The sequence below is a fragment of the Vibrio spartinae genome (assembly GCF_024347135.1).
In the GTDB taxonomy this organism is placed as follows: domain Bacteria; phylum Pseudomonadota; class Gammaproteobacteria; order Enterobacterales; family Vibrionaceae; genus Vibrio; species Vibrio spartinae.
In genome coordinates, this window is the sequence record NZ_AP024908.1 from 724642 (window position 1) to 741096 (window position 16455).

Here is a 16455-nt window from a genome sequence, read left to right on the forward strand (position 1 = left end):
TACTCCCTAGTTCAGAAAAAAGGCCGCCCGCAAAGGCGGCCAAAAGACACGGAGTTACGCAGGAGTGACTGTTGAAATGTTTTCTGAAGTTAATTTCTCAACATCATCTTTAAACTCTTTGGCAACCGCCTGAAGTTTATTGCTGTCATCAACCATTTGTTGCGACAGTTTAGAAAGCGCACCCATTTGCTGAGTGTTGAAAGCAGTTAAAGAAGCGACGTCTTTCACATCACTCGCAGCTTTCATCTGAGCAAGACCAATATCACTGTAAGTTTTCATTGAGTTCAACTGTAGCTGAGTCAATACTTCAACGTTTTTAGTCACTAATTTATTGAATTTAAAATAAGGTTCTAATGTTTTTTCTGTTTGATCAGTAAATGATTTAAAGAAGTCCGTATACATAATTTTTTATCTCCAATTGTGGGTCAAATCTTCATTTTTATTTAGCCAACAGCCTTCACTATGACCGCGGTTCCCATTCCTCCGCCGATACATAATGATGCCACTCCATACTGGTCACCTCTCCGCTTCAATTCGTGGATAAGCGTCACCAATATACGGTTTCCAGATGCACCAAGTGGATGACCAAGTGCGATCGCTCCACCGTTTACATTTGCTTTTTGAAGAATTGCTTCTTCAGAAACTGCATGTTCTCTTGATAAGCCTTTGACAACGCCCAATGCCTGAGCCGCAAATGCTTCATTCAATTCCAGCAGATCCATTTCATCTAATGTTTTTCCAGCCCGTTTTAATGCTTTCGCTACCGCAGGAACCGGGCCAAGTCCCATCACTTTCGGATCAACACCAGCTTGCGCATAGCTGACAATCTCAACCAGTGGTGTTAAGCCAAATGCCTTGACTGCACTTTCAGAGGCAACAATCACTGCACTGGCACCATCATTTAAACCGGATGCATTCCCGGCAGTCACCGTGCCATCTTTCATAAAGGCTGGGCGCAGGCCAGCTAAACGTTCGATTGATGTCTCCGCTTTAGGATACTCATCGGTATCGAACATGACGCTATCCCGCTTAATTTTCACTTCAACCGGTACAATTTCATCAACAAACTTTCCAGCTTTGATTGCTGCAACGGCTTTTTGTTGACTACTCAGTGAAAACTGATCTTGTGCTTCGCGGGAGATATCATATTCTCCGGCAATATTTTCTGCGGTACACCCCATATGATATTGATTGAACACATCAGTCAATCCGTCACGAATTAACAAATCAACCAAGGTCATGTCACCCATTTTATGACCGTCCCGGATGTTGCCCGATAAGGCATAAGGAATTTGAGACATCACCTCAACACCTGCGGCAACCACGACTTGAGCATCGCCACTAAGAATGTGGCTGACACCTTCCATCACCGATTTCATCCCACTCCCACAAACCATATTGATGCTATAAGCGGGTGTGGTTTCAGGAATGCCAGCGAATAACGATGCCTGACGACCAATTCCCATGCCCTGCCCGGCACCAATAACATTCCCGACAATCACTTCATCAACAGCTTCGGGAGCGAGTGATGCTGCACTTAATGCACCTTGAATAGCCACGGCGCCCAGATGTCCGGCATCCATATTTTTCAGGCTGCCACCAAACGAGCCGACAGGCGTGCGCTTTGCCGCAACAATAAATATTTTTTCCATGATTTTGCTCCCGATTAGCTCATGTATAGTCCACCGTTGACAGACAATGTGGCCCCTGTGATATAGGCGGCCCCATCACTCACTAAAAAGCTGACTGTCTGGGCGATTTCTTCGGGTTTGGCAAGACGTTTCATCGGGACTTGTCCGACGATAGATTCGAGGACTTCTGGCTTCATTTCTGCCACCATCGGCGTGGCTGTATATCCGGGTGCGATGACATTGACTGTCACACCAGAACGAGCGCCTTCAGCGGCTAAAGCTTTGCTAAAACCAATCATGCCGGCTTTCGCGGCAGAATAGTTTGTTTGACCAAACTGGCCTTTCAGGCCATTCACTGACGAAATATTAACCACGCGACCATAGCCTTTATCACACATTGCACCGAATAAAGGTTGAGTCACATTGAACACACTGTTTAAATTTGTATCGATGACATCCTTCCAGTGTTGAGCCGTCATCTTCTTAAATACACCATCTCGTGTGATACCCGCGTTATTAATCACGACATCGACACTTCCTTCCTCCTCAAGGAGCAACGCCAACCGTTCTGCGCACTGCGCTGTATCGGTAACATCTAACTCAAGCAGACGGACCTGATCTTCAGTAAATCCTTTTTCATTAAACCAATCGATAGCACACTGATGTGCCCCGGTATAATATGTTGCGACAACACGGAATCCTTCCGCGACGAGCTGACTAGAAATAGCAGAACCAATACCGCCCTTTGAGCCGGTAATCAAAGCGATTCTTTTCATTCAAGACTCCATCCTAAAATAATCAATTCAATATATTTTCTAATGAAAGGTGTCAATGAGGAATGGACACCAACCGACGAATGTTAAAATAATGTAACAACTTCAAAGCCTTTGAAATCAAATAAAATTATTTTCTTCACTATTTAAACTAATATAAGGATCCAACTTTTCAAATAAATGTGAGAATAAATTTACCAACACTGACCGGCATCACAAAAAATACCTATATTATTATATAAATCTAACAATACAATATAAGTATTTGATTTTTATGACTATTTTTGATGGTTATTTTTGAGGATTTATGGGGATATACAGCACAATCAATGGGTTAAACATGAAATAAAATAAATAATCAATGAAATAAAATTATCACAAACATAAATTAATTCGTATTTTTTTATTCCGTATGGAATTATTCATATCGGTATAAATAAAATATGATGCAATCTTTATTTAATATTTAATCTACTAATAAAATATTTCTCCACTATCCGCGTCGAAATAAATTTTATCGATTGATTTCAAACCACCACAATAAATAAAATAGACATTACGTTCTTGGTAACGAACAGAACGAACCCAACCTTTTAGCTCGTCAAAATCTTCCGGTGAACACATTTTTTCATCAATTAACTGCCCCGTGATTTGGATAAATTTTTCTTTATACATTGGTAAATCGTCTGATTTGTTAATATAACTCATCAGAATCTCTTCTTTTTCTTCCTTAGAAATGACCGGCACCTGTTCACTCAACTGATCCATCGCCACCCATTCTGCGATTTCCGGACCACCTTGCTGATAGACAAAATATCTGGAAATCCTTCCCCAGCCTTGCTTTTGCTCTAACACAGTAAGCGGATCCCCTTTGTACAGATATCGTACAGGGAATGACTCTGGATCGGGGGCATTTCTAATCGCCAATTTATGCTCATTCACGTAAAAATGCGTATTGACTTTTACCTCAGCCGTTTTATCAGGTTGCGCTGTCGAAACGTTCGCCAATACCGGTTTTTTCTTCTTTGCCGAGTCTTGCGCAGCGGCATCTTGTTCCGGCTTCATATAAAACAGATAGTACCCCGCACCAGCACCACCGACGCCCAGCAATAAGATCAAAATCATCAATACTTTTTTCATATAATCAGAGTCTCTTTAGTATCTACATTATTATCGGCAACAGCGAGATTCACTTAACAGTAACCTGTATCAAATCATCTGCATCGATTGTAGCGTATAAAAACTAGCGTAAAAACCACATACCTTCATGTTGTGAGTTGCACCAAAATTGCTCATCCAGGACAATTTTATGCACCAATATATATCACCTGAAAGCATCGATGCTTCTGAATCATTGCGCATAGAAGCATTTACTTGTTGGCTTGAAACTTGTACTGCTCACTGCAATTGAAGAGAATTGCACATATATAGGGAGATAATAAAGATGCAAGAAACACTTACAGTTGTGCTTGCTGGTGGAATTGGCTCACGTCTTTCTCCATTAACGGATCACCGGGCAAAACCGGCTGTTCCTTTTGGGGGTAAATACCGCATTATTGATTTTACCCTCACCAACTGCCTGCGTTCCGGCTTGAGACGGATTTTGGTATTAACCCAGTATAAATCTCACTCTCTGCAGAAACACCTCCGGGATGGATGGTCAATCTTTAACCCAGAGCTGGGGGAGTATATTACCGCTGTTCCGCCTCAGATGAGAAAAGGCGGCAAATGGTATGAAGGGACTGCTGATGCCATTTTTCATAATCTGTGGCTGCTTTCGAGAAGCGATGCGAAGTATGTCATTGTTCTATCCGGTGACCATATTTACAAGATGGACTATGCTGCGATGTTAGAAGAGCATATTGCCAAGCAGGCAAAACTAACCATTGCCTGTATGGATGTTCCCCGAAACGAGGCCAGTGCATTCGGGGTTGTTTGTGCCGATGATTGCGCAAAAATTACAGGGTTCATTGAAAAACCACTCGATCCACCGGCAATGCTCACGCAACCAGAGCGTAGTCTCGTGTCGATGGGCGTCTATATTTTCAATATGGATGTCCTGCAAGAAGCATTAATTGATGACTCCGAACGAGAGCATTCGAGCCATGATTTTGGAAAAGATGTCATTCCCGAGCTGATTAAAACCAACGCGGTATTCGCATATAACTTCTATGGTGACAAAGGGCGAGTCGCCAAGGACTGCTACTGGCGGGACGTCGGTACAATTGACTCTTATTACGAAGCCAACATGGATCTGCTGGAACCACTCCCGCCGATGAACATTTACCAGAAAGATTGGGCCATCCGTACCTATGAACCCCAGTTGCCACCGGCTCGGACCGTTTCATCAGCAACCGGAAATGAAGGTATCTTTATTAATTCCATGATCGCGAGCGGGGTCGTCAATTCCGGTGGGTCAGTTCAGCACTCGATTATCTCTTCCAATGTGCGAATTGATGATAGTGCCACCATTGTCGATAGCATTCTTTTCGATGATGTCGAAGTCGGTGAAGGATGCCAGTTGGTCAATTGCATCATTGATAAGCATGTCCATATTCCCCCATACACTCAAATCGGGGTTGACCCCGTTCAGGACAAAACACGCTTCCATGTGTCAGAAAAGGGCATCGTTGTCGTTCCAGAAAGCTATCACTTCACCAACTAACCGTTAACCGTCCTCTCCCCTCTCAAGCATAAAAAAACCGTATTTCTTGCGAAATACGGTCAAATGTACTCTCTTAAAGGGAATATTTTCAGGGGTGACCTTGAATAGAGTATGGAGCAGTGTGTATGAGTACAATGTATATGAGTACAATTTATATGAGTACAATTTATATGAGTACAATTTATATGAGTACAATGTGCATGAGTATGGGGCACCTTTGCTCAGGGAAAAACAGTAAAAACCCCACGGATTCTATTCCCCTTTTACAATGTACTGGTTTCATTCAATTTTCTTAAAAGAGAATAAATCAAACCTCAATTATCAATAAAAATAATTGATTTATATAGAATATTTCGTATATAAATGATCTAACTTGATGACTTCAAGACAGACCTTCGACGAGAGTCATCCATGATCATGGAGCAAAATTAATGCAAACGATTCAACGCAAATTATCGGAAAAGAAACATATTGCCCTTGTAGCGCACGATCACCGCAAGGCTGACCTACTCGCATGGACCAAGCAAAACCAAGCGCAACTCGCCAATCATACGCTTTACGCAACGGGCACAACCGGTCACCTTTTGCATCAAGAGACAGGCCTCGACATTATTCAAATGATTAGTGGTCCAATGGGCGGAGATCAGCAGATTGGCGCTTTAATTTCTGAATGTAAGATCGATGTTTTAATATTTTTCTGGGATCCGCTCAACGCAGTGCCGCATGATCCAGACGTAAAAGCACTCCTGCGAATTGCCAGTGTCTGGAATATTCCGATGGCACTCAACCGCGCCACAGCCAATTTCATTTTTTCATCCGCGTTGATAGCACAGAGCACCGATATCGAGATCCCTGACTACCAGTCCTATATCGAGGCCCGGAAAATACTATAAACAGCTGAATTATAATTTAGACACCGCGTATGGCCCCTCAAGAAGCTCTTTGACAAAGGTGGAACCGCCTGCATTGTAGGCAACCCAAACTTTTTCTCTTGCTCGGGTCATTGCAACATAAAATAACCGCCGTTCTTCTGCATTCGGGAAAGTCTCATTTGATAATGTTAATACATCATCTAAATGCAAGGTTTTCGTTTTGGTCGGAAACTGCCCTTCATCCACATTCACAATGATCACAAAATCGGCTTCTTTGCCCTTACTGGCATGACAGGTCATGAACTGAATATCAAGCTGTTGGTATTGCTTTTGCCATGCTGTCAGTAATTCCGGTTTGTGATAGTGATTTCGGCCAAGAATTAATAGTGATTTGACTTCATTTTTGGCTGAACGCTTGCGATTTAGTTGCTCGATGACCTTTTCAATCCGTGCTTGGGGCAACAATGCCACCGCATTGCTTTTCTGTATTTTCAGACTATTGAGTGACTTCGGTATCTGCTGCGGATTAGCCTGCACAAAGGTATTTGCTACCTCAGCCAATCGGTTATTAAACCGATAAGTGGTGTCAAGATGCGTCACTGTCGATGCAGGAAAACGCTGCTTGAAGCCCGTGGTTAAATCAACATTGGAACCGGCAAACTGATAAATTGATTGCCAGTCATCACCGACGGCAAAGAGATTCCCGTTCGATTGATACTGTTTGCAAAGCGCCTCTAATAACGCAAGACGCGGCGGCGAAATATCCTGATATTCATCAACCATGATGAACGGCCAACGGGATTGATACTTTTTCTTCCTGACATAAGCTGTCGCCTGGCTGATCATCAGATTAAAATCCAGTTGTCCCTGAGTCTTAAGCATCTCATTCCATGCCTGATAACATGGCCAGCATAATGCAAGCTCACTGTTCAGACGCGGATAATCTGCTCGCTCGACGATTTTTTGCTGAATCTCTTTTTTACTCGCTCCCAACAGCGACAACTGCTCGACTTGCTGAGCCAACCAAGAAATCAATTTAGGGTTTTCGACATGACTCCCCAGCTCTTCATCCCCTTTGATATAAGCAATCGGCCATTGATTTAGGTGTTTTTGCCACCGTTTAAAGTTTGTCGGTGTCATCCAGTGTTTTTTGAGCCAATCGGTCATCCAGGCTTCTTTGAGCTTGGTTTCGCCAACGATCGGGGATAGTTGCACGCCTTGCCCTTCCACCTCATGAATAATCCGCAATCCAAGCTGATGAAATGTATTCACTGTGACATGTTGCGCTGCCGGCCCCACCCGGTCTTTCAATCGTTGTTCCATCTCTAATGCCGCATCTTTACCGAATGAAAGCAATAGGATTTGATCGGCCTTTGCCAACCCACTTTCAATCAAATAGGCAACCCGGGCAGAAAGCACGCTGGTTTTTCCCGAGCCGGCACCAGCGAGCACCAAATTGTAATCATCATTCAAAAGAACGGCGGACTGCTGCGATGGATTTAAAGGCGAGGATTCCAGTGAGTGAAATAACGTCTCCCAGCGCTCACGCTGTGCCTCAATCCATGTTTCGTTACGCTGTGACAACATTACGGAAGGTTGATGATACCATGCAACAATCTCTGCAATCAGCCCGGGAACCCGTTGCTCAATCTCATCGAGAGACATCCCCAATGCTGTCAAATCTTGGCTCACCTGCCGGTGCCATTCTCTGATCTTGGAATGCGCGAGAAAAGCGGGTTCATTCTGACGTTGACTCAACGCTTGCTGCCAAGCCGGTAAGTAAGTTGCAAGCTGAGCACACTGCGATTGGTGCCATTGACGATAGGCAGCAACCGCTTGGTCAGCAAACTTTCGGCACTGAGGCCAAGGTAATCCGCGAATTAACCAACTATAACGCTGGCCATCATGCACATGGGCAAAAAACTCAAGTTCGCCCCACACAATCCCGCGTCGGACACGGACCGAACCATCCCAGACTGCAAATGGAATTCTTTCTTCTGCAACACGAGAACGGACGATGAGTTTTTCGCTATCAATCGCGACTTGGTAAAACTCATCATTCATAAAATATTTCGCAGTATTACTGGCTTTCAGCTGCATCAGTTATGCTCATTGACTTAAATTTCAACGTATAAGTTGGGTTACACGCGTAAGAATATCTGAAGTATACCCTTCGTGCAGTCTAAATCCTGCCCGAAGGACACGAGGGTCTATTTATATATAAAATAGTCAATTATCTCAACGATTCTGAGGCATCATACCAACATCATGGTTTGGCTAACATTCACAGACGCAACAAATACCACAACCAGGCAGTTTGATACGTCAACGGTTTGTCATTTCCCAATTGAGGATGACACCATATTTTTCATCCTTCTTGCGACAAAGACGGACAAAAGTTCAATACGTTACAGCGCAGTTCTGATATCATCCACAATAGTGGCACAACATGAATGAAATGGTTGAAATCCTGTGAAATTCCTCAGTCGGGTTCGTGGTTATTGGGCGAATAAAACGTTCCATTATTCTGTCTTAATTTTAATTGCACTGTTAGGCGTGGTGGTGCCGACTTGGCATTATCAACTGTCTACTTGGATCACGCCGCTGATTCTGGGGATTATTGCCGCAGCACTGACAGAACAAGATGACAGCATTATCGGTAGGCTCAAGACCATCGGTCTGGCACTGATCTGTTTTGCGATTGCGACATTTTCGATTGAAATTCTGTTTTATCACCCTATTCTGTTCGCGATCGGTTTATCAATTTCCACATTTGGTTTCATCATGCTCGGCGCAATCAGCTCTCGTTATGCCAGCATTGCTTTCGGCTCATTATTGATAGCCGTATATACCATGATTGGTGAACACCAAAGTCCCGGATTCTGGTTTCAACCGACGTTACTACTTGCTGGCGCGCTATGGTATTTTCTTATCTCAATCGTATGGCTGATCCTGTTCCCGAACCGCCCGGTACAACAGAATCTCTCGGCTGTCTTTCTCAATCTGGCTGATTACTTTGCGCTGAAAAGCGAACGGTTCCACCCGGCCTCACAAATGCAGGTCCAACCCTCTCGGATCCGTGAAGCCAATTTCAACGCACAGATTGTGACAGCATTGAATCAATGTAAGGCGACCTTACTTTCCTATAGTAAAAAAGGTCAGATTCATACCACCAGCCATCATTTTCTGAACACTTACTTTCTCGCGCAGGATATTCATGAGCGTATCAGTTCAACACACTATCGATATCAGGAACTCGCGGAACATTTCGGGCGCAGTGACATTCTTTTCCGTTTCCGGCATCTTTTAGAAACGCAAGCCCAAGCGTGTCGGGAAGTCGCAACAAGCATCAAAGAAAACCGGACATACCAACACCCGAATGCATCCGCGATAGCACTCGATGAACTGCACCTCTCGATGCAGTATTTGCACACACATTCCCGTCCTGAGTGGAAATCGTTATTCGCCCAGCTCCATTATCTTTTTAGTAACTTGTCAACTATCGAAAAGCTGCTCAGTAATATTGGGCATCCAGAAAGTCAGCAGTTTGATGAAAACCAACTTTCCGATACTAATCCTTATGGTTTGAGAAGTATGTGGCAGCGTGTCTGGAATAACATGAACCGCGATTCACTGTTGTTTCGTCATGCCATTCGCATGTCCGTGACATTCACAACCGGATATGCCATTTTGCAAACGCTCGATCTGGAACTGGGATACTGGATACTCCTCACAACACTGTTTGTCTGTCAGCCCAATTTCGCCTCGACCCGACAAAGAATTACGCTCCGCGTTATCGGCACCATTTCCGGGCTGTTTATCGGTGTCTTACTGCTCACTTTGTTTCCCTCACAGGCAAGCCAAGTCACCATGATCGTTATTTCTGGCGTGATGTTTTTTGCATTCCGCAACAATAATTATGGCTACGCGACCGGATTTATCACGGTCTTGGTACTCTTTTGTTTTAATCAGATGGGCGCCGGATATGCGGTGGTACTGCCGCGTTTACTCGATACCCTCATTGGATGTGGCCTTGCTGTGCTTGCGGTGTCTTTTATTCTGCCGGACTGGCACGCGAAAAGGCTTCACCGAGTCATGGCTGAAGCCATTCGGAGCAATAAAAATTATCTGGATCAGATGATGGTTCAATACCGTATCGGCAAGAAAGATAGTTTGGGCTATCGTGTTGCGAGAAGAGAAGCGCATGATCAGGATGCCGCGCTCACCACAGCAATCAATAACATGTTATCTGAACCGGGTAAATACAGAAAAGCTGAAGAAGACTGTTTCCGCTTTTTAACCTTAAATCACGCCCTGCTCAGTTATATTTCAACCATCGGTGCACACCGGACACTATTGGGAGATGAATCGTTTCTCCACTTGGTTCTTAACGGGCATCGTGTCATTCACCAGCATCTACAACAGCTCCACGAGCAGCTGGAAAATCACCAAAACAACGCTGATATTAGTCAGATTGAAGACGCGGGATTAGAAAAGCAGCTGGCAGAATGGCATGAGGAAGATCAAGGCTCGGTCCGTTTGGTATTGCAACAACTGCACCTGATTCACCGGATTCTTCCTGAACTACACTCACTGACCAATAAACTGGCTGGCAGCGTCGAACAGGCATCACGCTGAGACAACCCGCCCGGCTCATTGTCCAGACGCGACACAAGACCGCAATATCATCGGTGAGGAAATGCAGCCGAATGCATTTGAATTGGCATGCTTATGCATATCAAACCGGCCAATACTGATGTTTCGTTGCAAATATACCCACCCCTATGCAGCATTCTTGCTTTTGTCTGACATTACACGGACAAAAAAAGCCGTCGAAAAACTTAGACTCTGAACTTGGGCTATACAGATTGGGCCGTACAGAAAAGAGACAAAATCACAATGTTGCGGCCTGACTTAATCATCAGTGATGGAGAAATGGAGTATAACGATGCAGACACAACTCAGTCATAGTTACCATGATTTCCCGGTATCCGCACCTAGTCTGTCAAGCTACCAGTTTGAATCATTAAAAGCGCAGCTCAAGCAGTTGACGCCAGCACAATTGCGCAGCCTTCAGAACGAAATCGATGCAAACTTATCTTCGGAAAGTTCGCCGCTTCTGACTCACGAAGAGTTGGATGTGCTCTCCAGCCTGTTTTAAGCGGCTGTCCGTGATACATCAGTTTACTTGCACTTATAGCGCTCAAGAAAAAAATGTACCTGAGTCATATTTTGGCTATAATATAAACACGACCAAGGGAGTTTTTATGTCTATATCTGCACTTCAGTCCGGTTATCAAATGATCGATCATGCGACTCAAATGACCAATGAGGCAAGTCGTGATCTGAACCGTACGGCGCGCCATCGCTCCGACGAACAAATGCAGCAAGAACCCCGCGCGGTCGATCCATCACTCGCCCCTCAACAAAATACGATTCGCCAGCAAAAAGAAACTGCTGACAAAAATCCGGATCAAACTCAGGTTGACGCCCTCATGAAATTGAATCAGGCAACACAATATAACCGTGTTGGAACCAACGTGATTCAGCGTGAACAGGACATGATCGGCTCTTTACTCGATGTTCAAGTCTGATTGCAACACTGGATCGTCGTACACATAAAATTCATATCCATAAAAGTAAAAGTACGAAACTCTCGCTTATTCCACTAGTTCCGGCCACAGCAATGCCAAATCGAGATGTGCTTCAATGGCATCAGCAACCCGATTGAGCGCATCTTCTTTCCGCTGTACGTGATCAAGTGTTTGGAGCTCTCCGCTACCAGCCCATTGACACAAACATTGCATCACTTCCGTTTGATCAAAAATACCATGCAAATAAGTCCCAAACACCTGATTCGCATCATCCACTAGGCCATCTTCCCGGCCATCTTGTAACTGAATTACGGGCCGATCACCATTGCCATCGCGCCGCTGTGAGTGTCCAGCGTGAATTTCATATCCTTGTACCCAAGCATCCTTCCCCGCAAGGCTGAGTGAGCCTTGCACGTTCGTCAGATGCTTTTGCGCCACCAGTTCAGTATCGATATCCAATAACCCAAGCCCCTGACTCACACCCGGCTCCCCTTCGATCCCCAATGGGTCACTCACCATCTGACCAAGCATTTGGTATCCGCCACAAATACCGATGACTTTACCGCCATAACGCAGATGCTGCATGATATCTTTATCCCATCCTTGCGCGCTCAGCAATGCCAGATCAGCACGGGTTGATTTACTGCCGGGAAGAATGATCAGATCCGCATGACGGAGGCTTTCTCCTTTCCTGACATAACGAAACGAAATTTCCGGGTGATGACGCAAAGCATCAAAGTCAGTATGGTTGCTGATACGAGAGAATACCGGTACGACCACTTTTAGCTTCTCATCACCTTCACGGACTTCGGTGGCAACAATCGCATCTTCAGCCTCAATATCCAATCCATGTAAATAAGGCAGTACACCAATCACTGGTTTCTGGGTTTTCTGCTCCAACCAGTCAAGTCCTGACTGAAGTAAACCAATATCGCCCCGAAACCGATTGATAACAAAACCAACGACTCGCGCTTGCTCAGACTCAGAAAGCAATGCCAGTGTGCCATACAAATGTGCAAAAACACCGCCACGATCAATGTCCGCAACAATAATCACCGGCACGTCAGCCGCTTCAGCAAACCCCATATTGGCAATATCATTTGTACGCAAATTAATTTCGGCAGGGCTGCCAGCCCCTTCAATCATGATACTGTCGTATGATTCACTAAGATGCTGAAAGGAATCCATCACCACATGCAGTGCGGTCTTCTTATAATCATGGTAACAATCCGCTTCCATATTGGTGACAGCTTTGCCTTGCAGAATAATCTGCGCTCCCGTATCGGAATTCGGTTTGAGCAATACCGGATTCATATGCACGGAGGGTTCAATCCCTGCCGCGAAAGCCTGAACCGCCTGAGCACGACCGATTTCTCCCCCATCAGGTGTCACGGCACTATTCAACGCCATATTCTGAGGCTTAAAAGGCGTGACCCGAATCCCCCGACGATAAAGCACCCGACACAGTCCGGCAACGAGGACACTTTTCCCTGCATCAGAGGTGGTTCCCTGAACCATCAGTGCATTCAACGAAGATTTCATAATCGAGCCGCTCCATCAGAAATAAGCAACTGTCACTATCAGAATTTTGGAATTCACTCAAAGAATCATAACCAGCTGATAGGTAACACTTGAATATCTTCCTTAATCGTTTAAATTAAAAATCAATATATTATACTTCTCTATATACAAAGGGAATTAAACCGATAGGACGTTTTATGCTAAGACAGGCTTTCAGTCTAACCATCACCGGCCTTGCTTTTATCTTTGCGCCGCTGGCAGCCCATGCTGCAAATTTCAATTACAACTATCTTGAAGTCCGAGTCGGTGGCGGGCCTGAATCTATTGGTTCTGAATTCAGCATGAGTATCGTGGACAACTTCCATGTGCTTGCGCACGCTGACACCCAGATGGATAACGATTGGGATCTTGCAGGGGGGATTGGCTTTAACGGGCCAGTGACACAGTTTGCAGACATGTTCGGTGCCATCTTGTTACATCAAATCAAACGCCCGGAAGATGAAGGTGGTAAGTCCGATACGCTGGGAGAGATTAATATCGGTGCTCGGCTATGGCTGGGTGAGAAACTCGAAGTCTATGGCAAACTGGGTAAGCTTGATGAACATTCTGTCGTCAGCTTCGGTGCGCGTTTCCACTCGACTGATCAACTCTCTCTCAATATGGGATTTGACAACAACGGGCTTTGGGGGCCGCGAGCTATCCTTGGGGTTCGTTACGAATATTAATCACCGCTGACCGGTTTCTTGCTCTGGAAGCCGGTCAAAGCATCTCATCAGGGATGCCCCTCCCATACACCGCAAATAATCCATTAATGTGATTGTAGCGCTTTCGATGTCTGCGGCGTCCAATGGTTATCTCTGAAATGAACCAGCGCCTTATATAAGTTCTCTTCCCGAATGGGTTTAACCAGAATGTACTCTGCTCCTGCATGTAAGAAATCATTTTTCGTTTTTTCAGTATCATCCGCAGTACATGCATAAATGGGGGTATCTAGCCTGAGTTGATGTTTCACAAAATCGGTGACTTCAACCCCATCCATTCCCGGCAACTGGTTATCCATCAAAATTAAATCAAAGCCCATTTTTTTAAGCGTTTCCACCGCAACCGTTCCATCTTCAACCCATGTCACCCGCAAGCCAAAACGCTCACAGAATGCCTTCGCAATATAGGCATTGGTCTTATTGTCTTCAACTAATAGTACATGAGGAGATTGCTCGAACAACTGACCAGACGGCACCTGATCAATCGTCTCTTTCACTTTTTTAGCATGGTATTGCTCAACCTCAATCGGGATCGTGAACTCGAAGCTGCTTCCTTTACCAACCTGAGATGAGACCGATACGACGCCTCCCATGAGTTCCACCAGATTTTTCACAATCGATAGCCCTAAACCACTCCCGCCAAATTCGCCGTTCGATGCCGTACCGCCTTGAATAAAGGGTTCAAAGATCAACGAAAGGTCATCATGTCCAATGCCAATACCGGTATCAGAGATGAAGACATGAAACATTGCCCCTTCTTCTGAATGGTTTAAATTGATCAGTACACAAATCTCACCTTCACGGGTAAATTTAATGGCGTTATTCAGTAGATTAAAGGTGATTTGATTCAGACGGATTTGATCAATCACCACGATGGTATCTTTCTGAATATTGGTCATGACATCGAGTTCTAGTCCCTTTTCCTGACATAACGGCTGATAAATCCGCTCGATGACTCGAACCATCTCAATCAAGTGGAAATGAACCGGATTCAGTTTGAACTTATTTTGCTCAATCTTGGAGAAATCCAGAATATCATTCAAAACCGCAAGCAGATGTTCGCTACATAAACTGAGCACACCAACCTGTTCACGCTGCTTGTCATCCGTCACACTCTCTTTCAATAATTGTGAAACACCCAAAATCCCATTTAAAGGTGTTCTGACCTCATGACTCATCCGGGCCAGAAAACCGGCTCTCGCACCAGCAGCTCTTTCTGCTTCACTGCGCGCCAAATGGCTTTGCTTCTCAGCTTCAGCGATGGTTGTGACATCCTGCCCTTGAGTCAGGACCGACTCAACATGGCCTTCGCTCACTATTGGTGAAATCGTCCAGCGGAATATTTGACCTTCAAACTCAGTCGCAACTTCGTTCAGCGTCTCTCCGCTGGATGCCTTTTTGATACTCGGAATTAATCGTTCTTTTAGTTCATAGAACGTAGCGACTTGATTCTCTTTTGAAAACTGTTTCACCGCGGCCGGATTCATCCGTAGTAAACGGCCATCTGCGCCCCATAAAATGGTTGGAGCAATAGAGAAGTTGAACAGATTCTCAAATTGCTTTTCTTGTTCAGATAAACGCTTAAAGGTATGTTCAAGTGCTCGCCCGAATAGGTCAAACTCCTCGATCTTTGAACCATGAAAAACATGCTCGGCCCCACGGTCCACAATTGAGCGACTAAACTGCACCAGTTTTTCAATCTCAGCACGAATGCGCTTATGTAACCATCGCCACAAGATGAAAGAGAACAATACGGTCGCCACGAGAATAAACACCACACCATAATAAAAATTACGCTTCAGTTTGACCACATTCTGATTATCCTGAACGGCATACATCATCAGCTGTGTCGGTTTATCATCAACATTCAGCTCAGTCGTGTTGACCGTATAAGACTCAAGCCGATCAGAATGTTGGGGGTTAACAAGCACATCCTGCTCTGAGTATGACTCTTCTCCGTTGAGCGTCGTCGAAAGCACATTGGACCCGATCGCTAAGATCAAATTCTGCGAATTACTGCGGGAGCGAATTTGTTCGATAAGATTGTAATTATTATTAATCACAAACATGACGTATAAGTAACCGATCAATTCACCAGAATTACTCACCAGCGGCGTTCTTCTTGCCAAACCATAAACGGTCTCCAGTAAAGACGGTATTTTCACCAACATCCATTCACTGTTCACTGCAATCCGGTGTGAAACAGATTCCAATTCATTCGGCACAATGCCATAGAACTGAGCGTTCCCGTCATCCCACAGCATATGATTCAACCCAGCAATAAAACGGACATCCGGGGTATTATCCGGGTCAAGCTGGTCAACGGCACGGAAATATTGATCAATATATTGCGATTTCCCAGAACTTACCGCATGTAATAAATCAGCATTTTTCGCACTACCATCTTGATGGATTTTGAGTAAAGACAGACGGAAATTGACCATGCCCTGCACTAATCCTGAAGTCTGATTTGCCGTTCGCTGCACTTCCTGAGCGATCAACTGACTACTGATCTGATAGTTTTGAAACAGGACACTAAAGGTCAGAATGACAATAATAATTGTAATTGCCCGAGTAAAGTAGGTCGCTATCTTCTGTTTCTGATGAATAGGGCTCGGTCTGACATTCATAAAACATG

At 44.7% G+C, this 16455-nt stretch carries 13 protein-coding genes; 6 read left to right on the top strand and 7 right to left on the bottom strand.

Features of this window, described 5'->3' with window-relative positions:
• Positions 1-54: 54 nt before the first annotated feature.
• The 4 genes from OCU60_RS20955 to OCU60_RS20970 form a co-directional block, all read right to left on the bottom strand.
• Entirely contained in the window at positions 55-402 is a 348-nt protein-coding gene (locus OCU60_RS20955) for a phasin family protein (RefSeq protein WP_074371086.1), read from the bottom strand.
• A 41-nt stretch (positions 403-443) separates the two neighbouring features.
• A complete protein-coding gene (locus tag OCU60_RS20960) occupies positions 444-1652 on the bottom strand; it encodes an acetyl-CoA C-acetyltransferase (RefSeq protein WP_074371087.1) in 1209 nt (402 codons plus the stop codon).
• Positions 1653-1666: 14 nt separating this feature from the next.
• Positions 1667-2407, bottom strand: coding sequence for an SDR family oxidoreductase (locus OCU60_RS20965; protein WP_074371088.1), 741 nt, complete (start codon positions 2405-2407; stop codon positions 1667-1669).
• Positions 2408-2878: 471 nt separating this feature from the next.
• Entirely contained in the window at positions 2879-3544 is a 666-nt protein-coding gene (locus OCU60_RS20970) for an SH3 domain-containing protein (protein WP_074371089.1), read from the bottom strand.
• A gap of 304 nt (positions 3545-3848) precedes the next feature.
• Between OCU60_RS20970 and glgC the strand changes: the two genes are divergently transcribed.
• On the top strand, positions 3849-5069 hold the full coding sequence (glgC, locus tag OCU60_RS20975; protein ID WP_074371090.1) for a glucose-1-phosphate adenylyltransferase: 1221 nt from the start codon (positions 3849-3851) through the stop codon (positions 5067-5069).
• A gap of 431 nt (positions 5070-5500) precedes the next feature.
• Positions 5501-5962 (top strand): methylglyoxal synthase, encoded by a 462-nt coding sequence (locus OCU60_RS20980; protein ID WP_074371091.1) that lies wholly within the window; start codon positions 5501-5503, stop codon positions 5960-5962.
• 9 nt (positions 5963-5971) lie between these two features.
• Here the strand turns inward: OCU60_RS20980 and helD are convergent, their stop codons facing one another.
• A complete protein-coding gene (gene helD / locus OCU60_RS20985; protein WP_074371092.1) occupies positions 5972-8041 on the bottom strand; it encodes a DNA helicase IV in 2070 nt (689 codons plus the stop codon).
• Positions 8042-8413: 372 nt separating this feature from the next.
• Here helD and yccS point away from each other — a divergent pair, with 372 nt between their 5' ends.
• The 3 genes from yccS to OCU60_RS21000 all read left to right on the top strand — a co-directional run bounded on the left by yccS (position 8414) and on the right by OCU60_RS21000 (position 11535).
• Positions 8414-10579: a YccS family putative transporter gene (gene yccS, locus OCU60_RS20990; protein ID WP_074371093.1), complete on the top strand. Its 2166-nt coding sequence runs from the start codon at positions 8414-8416 to the stop codon at positions 10577-10579.
• A 310-nt stretch (positions 10580-10889) separates the two neighbouring features.
• The gene (locus tag OCU60_RS20995) at positions 10890-11102 is read left to right on the top strand and encodes a hypothetical protein (RefSeq protein ID WP_074371094.1); all 213 of its coding nucleotides are present in this window, start codon (positions 10890-10892) and stop codon (positions 11100-11102) included.
• Positions 11103-11208: 106 nt separating this feature from the next.
• Positions 11209-11535, top strand: coding sequence for a hypothetical protein (locus tag OCU60_RS21000; protein ID WP_074371095.1), 327 nt, complete (start codon positions 11209-11211; stop codon positions 11533-11535).
• 66 nt (positions 11536-11601) lie between these two features.
• On the opposite strand, the gene OCU60_RS21005 is transcribed toward OCU60_RS21000, so the two are convergent.
• Entirely contained in the window at positions 11602-13077 is a 1476-nt protein-coding gene (locus OCU60_RS21005; protein WP_074371096.1) for a cobyric acid synthase, read from the bottom strand.
• 176 nt (positions 13078-13253) lie between these two features.
• Here OCU60_RS21005 and OCU60_RS21010 point away from each other — a divergent pair, with 176 nt between their 5' ends.
• Entirely contained in the window at positions 13254-13781 is a 528-nt protein-coding gene (locus OCU60_RS21010) for a hypothetical protein (RefSeq protein WP_074371097.1), read from the top strand.
• A gap of 83 nt (positions 13782-13864) precedes the next feature.
• Here the strand turns inward: OCU60_RS21010 and OCU60_RS21015 are convergent, their stop codons facing one another.
• Entirely contained in the window at positions 13865-16447 is a 2583-nt protein-coding gene (locus OCU60_RS21015; RefSeq protein WP_074371098.1) for a LuxQ periplasmic sensor domain-containing protein, read from the bottom strand.
• Between the last annotated feature and the right edge of the window lie 8 nt (positions 16448-16455).